At 74.0% G+C, this 13,061-nt stretch carries 12 protein-coding genes and 1 pseudogene; 7 read left to right on the top strand and 6 right to left on the bottom strand.

The annotated features are described in order from the left end of the window. Positions 1–33: 33 nt before the first annotated feature. The 5 genes from MM438_RS04045 (at position 34) to MM438_RS04025 (ending at position 5,994) form a co-directional block, all read left to right on the top strand. The gene (locus tag MM438_RS04045) at positions 34–3,072 is read left to right on the top strand and encodes a glycine--tRNA ligase (protein WP_241453271.1); all 3,039 of its coding nucleotides are present in this window, start codon (positions 34–36) and stop codon (positions 3,070–3,072) included. 95 nt (positions 3,073–3,167) lie between these two features. Next, positions 3,168–3,695 (top strand): GNAT family N-acetyltransferase, encoded by a 528-nt coding sequence (locus tag MM438_RS04040; protein WP_241451246.1) that lies wholly within the window; start codon positions 3,168–3,170, stop codon positions 3,693–3,695. A gap of 75 nt (positions 3,696–3,770) precedes the next feature. Beyond that, positions 3,771–4,763 carry a quinone oxidoreductase family protein gene (locus MM438_RS04035; RefSeq protein ID WP_241451245.1) on the top strand — a complete coding sequence of 331 codons (993 nt, stop codon included), beginning with the start codon at positions 3,771–3,773 and terminating at the stop codon, positions 4,761–4,763. A 74-nt stretch (positions 4,764–4,837) separates the two neighbouring features. Beyond that, the gene (locus MM438_RS04030) at positions 4,838–5,335 is read left to right on the top strand and encodes a GNAT family N-acetyltransferase (RefSeq protein WP_241451244.1); all 498 of its coding nucleotides are present in this window, start codon (positions 4,838–4,840) and stop codon (positions 5,333–5,335) included. Continuing rightward, positions 5,332–5,994, top strand: coding sequence for a DedA family protein (locus tag MM438_RS04025; protein WP_241451242.1), 663 nt, complete (start codon positions 5,332–5,334; stop codon positions 5,992–5,994). The genes MM438_RS04030 and MM438_RS04025 overlap by 4 nt, the downstream gene beginning before the upstream one ends. Before the next feature lie 107 nt (positions 5,995–6,101). Here MM438_RS04025 and MM438_RS04020 read toward each other — a convergent pair whose 3' ends face one another. The 4 genes and pseudogenes from MM438_RS04020 to MM438_RS17095 form a co-directional block, all read right to left on the bottom strand. Then, positions 6,102–6,440, bottom strand: a complete 339-nt coding sequence (locus MM438_RS04020) for a hypothetical protein (protein WP_241451241.1) — start codon at positions 6,438–6,440, stop codon at positions 6,102–6,104. Between the two features lie 42 nt (positions 6,441–6,482). Further along, a complete protein-coding gene (locus MM438_RS16650; RefSeq protein ID WP_241451240.1) occupies positions 6,483–7,145 on the bottom strand; it encodes a prepilin peptidase in 663 nt (220 codons plus the stop codon). Positions 7,146–7,300: 155 nt separating this feature from the next. Further along, positions 7,301–7,555, bottom strand: coding sequence for a helix-turn-helix domain-containing protein (locus MM438_RS17100; RefSeq protein ID WP_277628094.1), 255 nt, complete (start codon positions 7,553–7,555; stop codon positions 7,301–7,303). A 162-nt stretch (positions 7,556–7,717) separates the two neighbouring features. After that, a pseudogene (locus MM438_RS17095) lies at positions 7,718–8,415 on the bottom strand (PucR-like N-terminal domain-containing protein); the annotation flags it as partial. A 171-nt stretch (positions 8,416–8,586) separates the two neighbouring features. Here MM438_RS17095 and MM438_RS04000 point away from each other — a divergent pair. Continuing rightward, positions 8,587–9,711, top strand: a complete 1,125-nt coding sequence (locus MM438_RS04000) for a ferredoxin reductase (RefSeq protein WP_241451237.1) — start codon at positions 8,587–8,589, stop codon at positions 9,709–9,711. Positions 9,712–9,719: 8 nt separating this feature from the next. Then, on the top strand, positions 9,720–10,907 hold the full coding sequence (locus MM438_RS03995) for a fatty acid desaturase family protein (protein ID WP_241451236.1): 1,188 nt from the start codon (positions 9,720–9,722) through the stop codon (positions 10,905–10,907). Between the two features lie 60 nt (positions 10,908–10,967). On the opposite strand, the gene MM438_RS03990 is transcribed toward MM438_RS03995, so the two are convergent. Both MM438_RS03990 and MM438_RS03985 read right to left on the bottom strand, forming a co-directional pair. Beyond that, positions 10,968–11,645, bottom strand: coding sequence for a LuxR C-terminal-related transcriptional regulator (locus MM438_RS03990; RefSeq protein WP_241451235.1), 678 nt, complete (start codon positions 11,643–11,645; stop codon positions 10,968–10,970). Next, positions 11,642–12,964, bottom strand: a complete 1,323-nt coding sequence (locus MM438_RS03985) for an ATP-binding protein (RefSeq protein ID WP_241451234.1) — start codon at positions 12,962–12,964, stop codon at positions 11,642–11,644. Before MM438_RS03985 ends, MM438_RS03990 begins: the two co-directional genes overlap by 4 nt. Between the last annotated feature and the right edge of the window lie 97 nt (positions 12,965–13,061).

Below are 13,061 nucleotides of genomic sequence, written 5' to 3'. Positions count from 1 at the left end.
GACGGACCCCTTAGGCTGTGGCTCGTGCTGACCATGCAAGACGCCCTCAGGATCCTGTCCGACTACTGGACCGAGCGGGGGTGCATGGTCGTCCAGCCGTTCAACACCGAGGTGGGAGCGGGCACGATGAACCCCGCCACGGTGCTGCGCGTGCTCGGGCCCGAGCCCTGGGACGTGGCCTACGTCGAGCCCTCGGTGCGCCCCGACGACAGCCGGTACGGCGAGAACCCCAACCGCCTGCAGATGCACACGCAGTTCCAGGTCATCCTCAAGCCCGACCCGGGCAACCCCCAGGAGCTCTACCTCGGCTCGCTGGAGGCTCTCGGCATCGACCTCGCCGCCCACGACGTCCGCTTCGTCGAGGACAACTGGGCCCAGCCGGCCATCGGCGCGTGGGGCCTGGGCTGGGAGGTCTGGCTCGACGGCATGGAGATCACCCAGTTCACGTACTTCCAGCAGGTCGGCGGCCAGAACCTCGACCCCATCCCGGTCGAGCTGACCTACGGCCTGGAGCGCATCCTCATGGCCGTGCAGGGGGCCACGCACTTCAAGCAGATCGCCTACTCCCGCAAGCCGTCCGGCGAGATCATCACGTATGGCGAGGCCTTCGGCCAGAACGAGTACGAGATGAGCCGCTACTACCTCGACGACGCCGACGTCGACACCAACCGCCGGCTCTACGAGGCCTACGTCGCCGAGGCCACCCGCATGGTCGAGGCCCGCCTGCCCGTCCCGGCGCACACCTACGTCCTGAAGTCCTCGCACGCCTTCAACGTCCTGGACGCCCGGGGCGCGATCTCCACGACCGAGCGCGCCAAGGCCTTCGCGACCATGCGCCGGCTGATGCGCGACACCGCCGCGCTGTGGATCGAGCGGCGGGAGGAGCTGGGCCTGCCGCTGCTCAAGCCGGTCGAGCTGCCCGAGCTCGAGGTGCCGACGGTGGACGCGTCGGCGCTGGGCGACCAGCCGCGGGCCCTCGCCCTGGAGATCGGTGTCGAGGAGCTCCCCCCGCACGTCGTCGGCGCCACGGTCGAGCAGGTCCGGACGGCCGTGACCGAGCGCCTGGCCGCCACGCGCCTGGAGCACGGCGAGATCCGCGTGGACGGCACGCCGCGACGCATCGTCGTCACGGTCGCCGACGTCGCGGCCCGCGAGCCCGACACCGAGACCCTGCGCAAGGGCCCCAAGTGGCAGGCGGCCTACGACGCCTCCGGGGCACCCACCAAGGCGCTCGAGGGCTTCGCGCGCGGCGCGGGCGTCACCGTCGACCAGGTGGAGCGGGCCGAGGTGCAGGGCGGCGACCACGCCGTCGTGCGCGTGGAGCAGGTCGGCCGGGGCGTCATGGAGGTGCTCCCGCCGCTGCTCGCCGAGGTCGTGACCGGCCTGCGCGCCGAGAAGAACATGCGCTGGAACGACCCCTCGCTGTCGTTCTCCCGCGCCATCCGCTGGCTGGTGGCGCTGTGGGGCGACCAGGTCGTGCCCGTGGTCGCCTCCCGCCTGGTGGCGGGCCGCGAGACCTACCTGCAGCGCGGCGAGGGCACCCGCGCCGACGGGGTCCGGCTCGGCCACGCCACCGTGGCCCACGCCGACGAGCTGCTCGACGTCCTCGCCGCGGGCGGCATCGAGCTGGCCACCGAGCGGCGCCGCGCCTCGATCGTCGAGCAGGCCGAGCGGCTCGCCGCCGAGGTCGGCGGCCGGGTCGACACCGACGCCGAGAGCGCGCTGGTCGACCAGATCACCAACCTGGTCGAGGAGCCCCACGGCGTGCGCGGCGACTTCGACCCGCGCTACCTCGACCTGCCGGCCCAGATCCTCACCACGGTGATGCGCAAGCACCAGCGCTACCTGCCGGTCCTCGACGCGTCCGGCGCCCTGCTGCCGCACTTCGTCACCATGGCCAACGGGGCGTGCGACGACGCCGTCGTCAAGGCCGGCAACGAGTCGGTCATCCGGGCGCGCTACGAGGACGCGTTGTTCTTCTGGAACGCCGACCTCGAGGCCGAGCGGGTCGACGAGTTCGTCCCGGGCCTGGAGAAGCTGACCTTCGAGGAGCGCCTGGGCTCCGTCGGCGAGCGCGCCCGCCGGATCAAGGACGTGGCGCTGGCGCTGTCCTCGTCCGTCGACCTGTCCGCCGAGGACCGCACCACCCTGGAGCGCGCTGGGTCCCTGGCGAAGTTCGACCTCGCCACCCAGCTGGTCGTCGAGATGTCCTCCCTCGCCGGCTTCGTCGCGCGGGAGTATGCCGGCCGCAAGGGCGAGACCCCGGCGGTCGCCGACGCCCTCGCCGAGATGGAGATGCCGCACACGGCCGCGGACGCCCTCCCGGCGTCGGTGCCCGGCGCGCTGCTCTCCCTCGCCGACCGCTCCGACCTGGTCATGGCGATGTTCGCGCTCGGCGCCAAGCCGACCGGTTCTTCCGACCCCTTCGGCGTCCGCCGGGCCTGCCTGGGCATCCTGCGGGTGCTGCGCGACCAGGGCGAGGTCGGCCGGGCCCTGTCCGGCCTCTCGGTCCGCAGCTGCCTCGAGGCCGCCGCCGACCGGCTGCGGCAGCAGGACGTCGAGGTCTCCCCCGAGTCCGTCGACGCCGCTCTGGAGTTCACCACCGGCCGGTTCGCCCAGCTGCTGCGTGACGAGGGCGTGGCCGTGTCCCTCATCGACGCGGTCCTGCCGGGTGCCGCCACCCCCGGGGCGGCGGCCGAGACGATCCGCCAGGCCCAGGAGCTGCGCGGCGACGAGGGCTTCCGCTCGATCGTGGCGAGCCTGCAGCGGATCGGCCGGATCGTTCCCGAGGGCACCGAGGCGGCCTACGACGCCACCCGGCTCACCGAGCCGGCCGAGGTCGCGCTCGTCGCCGCCCTGGAGGGGCTGCCGGAGGGCTCCTCGCGCGACCTGGAGACCTTCGCGACGCAGGGCAAGGCCCTGGTCGACCCGGTGGCGCGCTTCTTCGACGACATCCTGGTCATGGCGCCGGACCCGCAGGTGCGGGCCGCGCGCCTCGGGCTGCTCGCCTCGGTGCGCGCCGCCGCGCCCGACCAGGTCGACTGGTCCGCCCTGGCGACGGCCCTCGCCTGAGCACGATCCGAGCCCCGCGAGGCGTGGCTCCGCGAGGCGGGCGGTTCCCGGATGCCGGGTTGCCGCCCGCCTCGCGCGTGACCGAGGGTGGGCTCATGCCCGAGCTGATCGTCCCCACCGCCCGCCTCCACGCCAGCTGGCTCGAGTCCCTGCAGGAGTGGGGCCGCGGGGTGCACCAGGACGGCGCCTCGCTGCACCCGGGCACGGACCACGACGACCCCGAGGCCTTCGCCGCCTGGGTGGAGCAGCTGCTGCTGCAGGCCGACCCCACCACCGAGCGGCCCTCCGGCAACGTCCCGGCCACCAACCGCTGGATCGTCGAGGACGACACCTATCTCGGCGCGATCCAGCTGCGGCACACGCTCAACCCCCACCTGCTCGAGGTGGGCGGGCACGTCGGCTACGGCATCCGGCCGTCCGCGCGCGGGCGTGGCCTGGCGACCTGGGCGCTGCGGGAGACGCTGGTCCGGGCTCGCCGGCTCGGCCTGGACGCGCTGCTCCTCACCTGCGACGACACCAACCTGGCCTCGGCCGCCGTCATCGAGCGCAACGGCGGTGAGCTGGAGGACGTGCGGGAGCACGCGCCGGGGGCACGGGTGAGGCGCTACTGGATCCCCCTGTGATCGGCCACTGCGTCGACCACGCCCGGTCTGCGGGCGCCCGCCCGAGGGGCGACGGCCCGGAGGTAGGTTGACGCCATGACCGAGACGATGAAGGCCCAGGCCCTGGTGGTCCCGCTGCCCGGGGACGCGAGCGTCCTGCGGGTCCACGAGCGGGAGGTCCCGCCGCCCGGTGCGGGCCAGGTGCGGGTGCAGGTGGCCGCGGCCGGCGTGAACTTCATCGACACCTACCAGCGCTCGGGGGTCTATCCGGTCGCGACGCCCTTCGTCCTCGGCATGGAGGGCGCGGGCACCGTCGAGTCCGTCGGCGAGGGGGTGAGCGAGGTGTCCCCGGGTGACCGGGTGGCCTGGGCCATGCAGCTCGGCAGCGCCGCCTCCGTCGCCGTCCTCCCGGCGCAGGCCCTGGTGCCGGTCCCGGAGTCCGTCGAGCTGGACGTCGCCGCGGCGGCGATGCTGCAGGCGATGACCGCGCACTTCCTCGTCCACGACACCTACCTCTGCGACGAGGGCACGGTCGCCCTGGTGCACGCCGCGGCCGGCGGGGTCGGTCAGCTGCTCGTCCAGCTGCTCAAGGCCAAGGGCTCCACCGTCGTCGCGACGGCCGGCAGCGCCGACAAGCTCCAGATCGCTCGCAGCCGCGGCGCCGACCACGTGATCGGCTATCACGAGCACGACCCCGAGTCGCTGGCCTCCGCCGTCCGCGAGGCCGCAGGCCGCGGCGTGGACGTGGTCTACGACGGGGTCGGGCAGTCGACCTTCGACGCGTCCCTGGCCAGCCTGCGGCCACGCGGGCTCATGGTGCTCTTCGGCGCGGCCAGCGGGCCGGTGCCCCCCGTCGACCCGCAGCGTCTCAACGTCGGCGGCTCGCTCTACCTCACCCGCCCCACGCTGGGCCACTACATCGCCGACCGCGATCAGCTCCTGCGCCGGTCGTCCGCGGTCTTCGAGCTCATCGGCAGCGGGCGGCTGGAGATCGCGATCGACTCGCGGCGTCCGCTGAGCGAGGCACGGGCGGCCTACGAGGCGCTCGAGGGCCGCACGACGACTGGCAAGGTCCTGCTGGTTCCCTGACAGTCGCTCCTGGCGGCCACCCGCTCGGTCGCAACCGGCCCCGCCCGGCCCCGTCCGGCCGATACGCTGTCCGGATGATCCGGCCCGCCACCCCGCAGGACCTCCCCGCCCTCCACTGGTTGGTGCGCGACCTGGCGACCTACGAGCAGGCCCCGGACCAGGTCACCGCGACCGAGGCCGACCTGGGCGCGGCCCTGTTCCCCGCCGACGGGCAGCCCCGGGTATGGGCCGACGTCGCCGAGGTCGAGGGCGCCGTCGTGGCCATGGCCGTGTGGTTCCCGAGCTTCTCGACCTGGACCGGCCGGCACGGCATCTGGCTCGAGGACCTCTACGTCGACCCGGCGCACCGGGGCCGCGGGCTCGGCGGGGCGTTGCTGGCCACGCTGGCCCGCCGGGTCGTCGAGCGCGGCTGGACCCGGCTGGAGTGGACCGTCCTGGACTGGAACTCCCCTGCCCTGGGGTTCTACCGCTCGCTCGGCGCCGTCGGGCAGGACGACTGGACCGCCCAGAGGCTGACCGGCGAGGCCCTGGCACACCTCGCCGCCCGCCCCACCACAGGAGACCCGCGTTGAACGTCGACCACCTGCTGATGTCCATCCCACCCCTGCTGGTCTACGTCGTGGTGGCCGTCGTCATCGGGCTGGAGTCCCTCGGCATACCGCTGCCGGGCGAGGTCACGCTCGTGGCCGCGGCGATCCTCAGCGCCCACGACCAGCTCGACGTCAGCCCGCTGTGGGTGGCCGTCGCCGGAGCGGCCGGGGCGATCGTCGGCGACTCCATCGGCTACGAGATCGGTCATCACTACGGCCGGCGGCTGCTCGTCTGGCTCCGGCGACGCTTCCCGCGCCACTTCGGGGCCAAGCAGATCGCCTATGCCGAGCACGTCTTCACCCGCCACGGCATCTGGGCGGTGTTCTTCGGCCGGTTCGTGGCGCTGCTGCGCATCTTCGCCGGGCCGCTGTCGGGCATCCTGCGCCTGCCCTACCACCGCTTCCTCCCGGCCAACGCGGCGGGCGGGATCGTGTGGGCCTTCGGCACGACGTACGGCGTCTACGTGCTGGGCACCGCGGCCGAGCACTGGCTCAAGGCCTTCGCCTGGGTCGGGCTCGCGGTCTTCGTGCTCGGCGGTCTGCTGGCCTCGACGGTCATGGGCCGCCGGATCCGCCGGGCGGTCGACGACTACGCCGCGGCACACCCGGACAAGGTCGCCGAGATCGAGGCCCAGGGCTGAGCTGCCGGGCCTGACGCCCGGGGGAAGCCCCGCCTCGACGGACGAGAGGCCGACACCCCGGTGAACGGGTGGGTGCCGGCCTCTCGGCCGCGGCGCAGCGGGGTGGCTCAGTGGGGCATCGTGTAGGCGACGACCACGTTGACCAGCACGAGGGCAGCCGCGGCGTGCACCAGCGCCGGCTTGACCTGCCCGCGCCGGCCGCGGGCGTGGGAGACCTCGGTGAGGCCGACGACGGCCAGCATCACCACGAGCTTGATCCCGACGAAGGCGTGGTTGGCGTCCTTGGCCATCTCGGCAGCCATGGTGAGCAGCAGACCGGTGAGCAGCTGCAGCCGTGCACCCCAGACCATCGTCTTCGTGGCCGCGCCGGCCTCGATGCTCTGGACGTAGCCGAAGATCAGGACGGCGAGAGTGAGGTAGTGCAGGACCAGGAAGGCGATCGTCATGGTCGTCATCCTAGGTGGCTCGGCGACGGCGCAGGGTGATCGTCAGCCCGCCGCGAGCGCCAGCAAGGTCCCCGCCAGCAGGGGCGGGCCGAGCGCGAGGTGGTCGCCCCGACCGGCCCGGCGGGTCGCCAGGAGCGCGAGCGCCTGGGCCCCGCCGAGGACGAGGCCGAGCCAGAGCCCGAGCAGCACCTGGGACCACCCGAGCTGGGCGAGCAGGGCTGCGAGCAGGCCGGCGAGCTTGACGTCGCCCAGGCCGAGGCCGTGGCGGGGGGCGGTCAGCCACAGCAGCGAGCCCACGGCGAGCACGACGACGGTGGCGCTCCCGGAGCGGACGAGGGGTGCGGGGTTGCGAGTCACGGCGGCCAGCGCGGCGAGCAGCAGGGCGACCAGGGGGTATGCCGGCAGCTGGAGCCGGTCGGGGAGGCGGTGGACGTCCAGGTCCACGACGGCCAGGGCGACCATCCCCCACACGAGGGGGCCGACGACCAGGGCCAGGCCGCCGTGCCCGCGCGACGCGAGCACCGCGGCGACGAGGGCGGGCAGCAGCACGCAGGCCGGGGTGACCCACCGCAGCGAGCCGTCGCGGCGCGGCCGGTCGCCCGGGCGCAGGTAGCCCCGCCGCTCGCCCCACCGGGTCACCGCTCGGCCTGCGGGCAGGCCGAGCCCGGCCAGGGCGAGGGACGTGAGCAGGACCGGGAGGGGCACCCGTCCAGGCTAGGAGCAGGGGGTCGGGCGCTGCGTCGCGTCGTCCACAGCCGCGACCGGTGGCCGTCCGGCACCGGCGCCGTCGGCCGCGGGTGGCATCGTCGGCCGCGGGCGGTGGTCGTCCCGGGCCGTCCGCGTCCGCCGCGCCCCGGTGCTCAGCGGTGGCCGGCGCGCAGGACGAGGAGCAGCTCCAGCCGCACCTTGGGGTCGTCGAGCTCCGGGCCGTAGGCCTCGCGCAGCTGGGCCAGGCGGTAGCCCACCGTCTGCGGGTGCACCGACAGCGCCTCGGCCACGGGCTGGCGCTGTCCCCAGTGGAGCAGCCAGTGGTAGAGCGTCTGGGCGAGGCGAGCGCGCGTGGCGGGGCCGAAGCGGTCGAGGGGTGCCAGCCGCACCCGGGCGAGGTCGGTCATCAGACCGGGCTCGGACGCCAGCGCCACGTCGACGCTGTGGTCCTGGACGTAGACCGGGTCGGGGCGCGGCATCCCCTGCGCCTCGGCCTCGTCCGCGCGGGCCAGGGTCAGCCGGGTGAGGCGCAGGGACTCGGGCACCTGGGCCGGGGGCCGCGGGGGGCCCACGGCCGCGCGGCGCCCCCGCAGGGCGCGTTCCAGGTCGTTGCGAGCCCGGGAGGTCGTGGTCGCCGGCACCAGGGCCAGCATCTCCTCGTCGCGCTGCAGCACCAGGCTGCTGCGCCCCAGCGCGATCCGCAGCCCCGAGGCGTGCTCGCGGGGCACCACGACGACGGCGATCTCCTCGGGCAGGGGCCACCCCGCCGCCGCGGCGGCCTGGGGCAGGTCGCCCAGCTCGACCCGACCGCGCAGCAGCAGCCCGGCGAGCTCGCCGCGGCGGCGCTCCACCTCCCCCGCCTGGGCGTTCTGCTCGTCCGCATAGCCCTCCACCGAGGCGGCCGACAGCTCGTCGATGTAGGCGAAGATCGACTCCCCGAGCGGGACCAGCGCCTCGGCGGACTCCCCCCTCGCCACCGCGATCCGGGCCACGCAGCGATAGGTCACCCGGGCCCCGGAGCGGTAGGCGCCCAGCAGCGCCCCGAGCTGCCGCCCGGAGCGGTACTCCCCCGGCCCAGCTCGGCATACACCCGTCTGGAGTCGGGGCCCAGCGCCGGCTCGGCCGTGCCCGGCAGCTCCAGGAAACGCTGCATCGCGATGGCGACCCCGCGGTGCAGGCCCATGCCGAACCTGCCCTCCATGGGTCGGGCGTACTCGGGCACGTCGCGAGGGACCATGGTGATGATCTCGGTGACGATCTCGTCCATGTGGGGTCTCAGCAGTTCGGCGACTTCAGCCTTGAGTGACAACCACGGCGGCGGCTCGGCGGGAGTGTCGGCGGTCACGAGTCCAGATCTTATCCCCGAGCAACAAGTACGCCGCAGAATACGGTCGCGGGACGACGAGTATTGGCAGGGATCTGCGGGCAAGAATGGAGCATGCCTTCGATGCCTCCCCTGGACCGTGTCGCCAAGCCCCTCGCAGGGGTCCTCGGCCGCACCCTGGGCGTGGCTCTTTCCCACCCGGCCGTCGAGCCGCTCGTGAAGCCGCTGACCACGCCGCTGCACCCCGCGGACTACCTCGGCCTGCTGGACCCCCTCGCCTCCTCCCGCACGCTGCGCGGCGTCGTCACCGCCGTCGTCCCCGAGACCGCCGACACCACGACCATCCGCTTCCGCCCCGGCCGCGGGTGGGACGACCACCTCGCCGGGCAGTGGGCCCGCGTCGGCGTCGAGGTCGACGGGGTCCGCCACTGGCGGTCCTACTCCATCTCGAGCGGCGCCGGCCAGGACCCGGCGATCACCGTGCACGTCGAGGGCCTGGTCTCCACCGCCCTGGCCCGCGACACCCGCCCCGGCGACGTGCTCCACCTGGACGTGCCCCAGGGCGACTTCGTCCTCCCCGAGCACCCGCGCCCCCTGCTCATGCTCACCGCCGGCAGCGGCCTGACCCCCGTCATGTCGATGGTGCGGACCCTCGTCGCCCGCCGCGAGGACGCCGACGTGGTCCTCGTCCACTCCTCCCGCAGCCGCGACGACGCGGTCTTCGCCGACGAGCTCGACGACCTGGCCGCCCGGCACCCCGGGCTGCGGGTCGTCCAGTGGCACACCGGGGAGCGGGGCCGCATCGACCTCACCGACACCGCCGACCTCGACGACGTCTGCCCCGACTGGCGCACCCGCGCGGCCTATGCCTGCGGGCCCGCCGACCTCCTCGAGGCTGCGGCCCGGCTGTGGCAGGTGGAGTCCAGGGAGCAGCTGACCATCGAAAGGTTCGCCCCCGTCGTGCTCGAGGGCCAGGGCGGCGAGGGCGGTCTCGTGACCTTCCTGCGGTCGGACAAGGAGATCGAGGTCGACGGCTCGACCACGCTCCTGGAGGCCGCCGAGGAGGCCGGGGTCGTGATGCCGAGCGGCTGCCGCATGGGCATCTGCCACACCTGCCTCACCCCGCTGCGTGCGGGCAAGGTGCGTGACCTGCGCACCGGCGAGGTCCACGGCGACGAGGGCCAACCCATCCAGACCTGCGTCTCCGCGCCCGCGGGACCCTGCCACCTCGAGATCTGAGGAGCACCATGACCACCCTTGCCCAGCGACCCGCCGTCAACCCCGACGACGAGCAGCGGCCGGCGGACAGCGCCGCCGACGCGGTCCAGCCCCGCGTGCCCGGTCTCGCGTCCGACGGCGGTCCCCGGCGTCGGCCCGAGCACGCCGCCCACCTCAGCGACGAGGACGTGGCCGCCCTCGGGGCCGAGCTCGACGAACTGCGCGCGCGGATCGTCGCCAGCCGCGGCGCCGCCGATGCGGCATACATCCGCCGGGCCATCCGCCTGCACCGCACCATGGAGCTCGCCGGCCGCGCCACGCTGGTGCTCGCCGGCCGCCACAAGGCCGCCTGGGTGCTCGGCACCGGCCTGATGGCCACCGCCAAGATCATCGAGAACATGGAGATCGGCCACAACGTCATCCACGGCCAGTGGGACTGGATGCGCGACCCGGACATCCACTCCTCCACGTGGGAGTGGGACTTCGTGGCGCCGGCCAAGGGCTGGAAGCACACCCACAACGACCTGCACCACACCTGGACCAATGTCATCGGCAAGGACTCCGACGTGGGCTACGACCTGCTGCGGGTCAGCCCGGACCAGCCGTGGAAGCCGCACAACCTGCTCAACCCGGTCTTCAACATGGTGCTGGCGCCGTTCTTCGAGTGGGGCATCGCGCTCTACGACATCGAGACGGTCAAGATGAGGTCGGGCGAGAAGCCCCGCGAGGAGTGGGCCGCCGACGTGCGGGCCCTCGGGGTCAAGGCAGGCCGGCAGTTCGCCAAGGACTACGTCGCGACCCCGCTGGTCGCCTCGCTGACCGGCTCCGGCAAGGCCGCCCTGGCGGGGACCTTCGCCGCCAACTCGATCCGCAACCTGTGGGCGCACACCGTGATCTTCTGCGGGCACTTCCCCGACGGCGTCGAGTTCTTCACCGAGGACATGATCGAGGGCGAGACCCGCGGCGACTGGTACATCCGCCAGATGATCGGCTCCTGCAACATCTCCGGCGGGCGGCTGATGCACTTCATGACCGGGAACCTGTCCCACCAGATCGAGCACCACCTGTTCCCTGACCTGCCCAGCAACCGCTACGCCGAGATCGCCGTCGTCGTGCGCGACCTGTGCGAGCGCTACCGGCTGCCCTACGTCGAGGGCCCGCTGCACCGGCAGATCGGCCAGACCTGGCGGACGATCTTCCGGCTCGCGCTGCCCTGACCGATCGGCCTCTCGGCCGACGTCGGTGCCAGGGTGCGTCCCGCCACGCCGACTGAGCTGCTACAGGAGATGACGGTTCATCGCCCAGGCCGTGAGCTCGTGCCGGCTGGACAGCTGGAGCTTGCGGAGCACGCTGGACACGTGGGTCTCCACGGTCTTCACCGAGATGAAGAGCTCCTTGGCGACCTCCTTGTACTGATAGCCCCGGGCGATGAGACGCATCACCTCGCGCTCGCGGGCCGAGAGCCGGTCCAGCTCCTCGTCGACCTCGGCGATCTCCCCGGCCGCGGCCCCAAAGGCGTCCAGCACGAAGCCCGCGAGCCGGGGGCTGAAGACCGCGTCCCCCTCGGCCACCCGGCGGATCGCCGCGACCAGGTCGTGGCCGCTGATGGTCTTGGTGACGTAGCCGCGCGCCCCGGCCCGGATCACCGAGATCACGTCCTCGGCGGCGTCGGACACCGACAGGGCGAGGAAGCGCACCGGCGCCCCCGCCGCCGTCGTCAGCCCCATGCAGCCGAGCAGCACGTCGGTGCCGCCGCGCCCGTCCCCGCCCGGCAGGTGGACGTCGAGCAGCACCACGTCCGGCCGCTCGGCCTTGATGACGGCGACGGCGGACTCGACGTCACCGGCCTCCCCCACCACCGGCAGGGTGTCGTCCAGCTCGGTGCGCACCCCGGCGCGGAACATCCGGTGGTCGTCGACCAGGACGAGGCGGATCGGGCTGGTGGGCGTGGTCATCGGTCCTCCGGAGGATGGGCGGGATCAGCAGGGACGTGCAGACGTTCGGCGTACGGCGGCAGCACGAGCTCGACCTCGGTGCCCGGCTCGCGGCGGCGGATCCGGGCGGAACCCCCGTGCCGCTGCATCCGGCCCACGATCGAGCGACGCACCCCCAGCCGGTCCTCGGGGACCTCGTCCGGGTCGAAGCCGTCACCGTGGTCCCGGACGAAGGCCTCGACCCCCAGCGGACCCGCCTCGACGTAGGCCGACACGGGCGGGACGCCGTGGCGGGCGGCGTTGGTCAGCGCCTCGCCCAACGCCCGCACCAGCGCGGCGACGTCGTCGTCGAGGTCCACGTCACCCGTGACGACCAGGTCGACGGGCACCCCGTGCCGGTCCTCCACGTCGTGGACCACTCCCCGGGCCGCGGCCGCCAGGGTGGTCGGTGCGGCGTCGCCGCCGCCATACAGCCAGGAGCGCAGCTCGCGCTCCTGGGCCCGGGCGAGCCGCTGGACGGCCACCGGGTCCTCGGCCTGCCGCTGGATCAGCGCGAGCGTCTGCAGGACCGAGTCGTGCAGGTGGGCGGCGATGTCCGCGCGCTCGGTGGCACGCACCGCCGCGGCCTGCTCGGCGCGCAGCCGCTGCCACAGGCGCATCCCCCAGGGCGCGAGGATGACGACCAGCCCGACGAGGACGGCGGCGGCGGACAGGGCGGCGTCGCCGAGGCCGCCGATCCCCTGGGCGCGCGCGGCGAGGACCACCACCCCGGCGGTGGTCATCAGCACCCCGGTCAGCACCCGCGCCAGGCCCGCCCGGGACTCCCCGGACGACTGCTGCAGGAAGCGCTCGCGCTCGCTGCGGTCGAGCTGGGTCCACACCACGATGGCACCGCCGGCGACCAGGGCCAGCGGTGCGGTCACGCCGAGCCGCAGGTCGACGCCACCCTGGTGGAGGAGCACCGCTCCCCCGCCCACGACCAGCACCAGCCCCAGGAGCAGGGTGAGGACCGCCTCGTCGTGCAGCAGCCCGCTGCGAGGCAACCGAGGCCGGCGTGGGGCTGCGGCACGCCCGCCCGTGACGGTCGGAGCCGCGCGCCGCCCCTCGGCGGGGCCGAGCCGTTGCGGGGTGAGCGCCCACACCGCGAGGTAGACGAGAATCCCCAGGCCCATGCCGCCGACGGTGAGCAGCACCATCCCGACCCGGACCAGCACGGCCCGCACCCCCAGGTGCTCGCCCAGCCCCGCGCAGACGCCCGCGACCCAGCCGTCGTCGACCGGACGCAGCAGCTGCGGGGAGGCGGCGGCGGGCGGCGTGGCCTGCTCGTAGGACGGGGGCACGCGTCCATCCTCACCCATCCCCGGACCCCGGGGCGAGGGCACCGGCGGGGGTCCGGGGATGGGTCAGGGCCGGGTCAGGGGCGACCCTCATGGCCCG

This window comes from Arsenicicoccus dermatophilus (assembly GCF_022568795.1).
In the GTDB taxonomy this organism is placed as follows: Bacteria; Actinomycetota; Actinomycetes; order Actinomycetales; family Dermatophilaceae; genus Arsenicicoccus; species Arsenicicoccus dermatophilus.
This window is presented reverse-complemented; position numbering and strand designations above follow the sequence as displayed.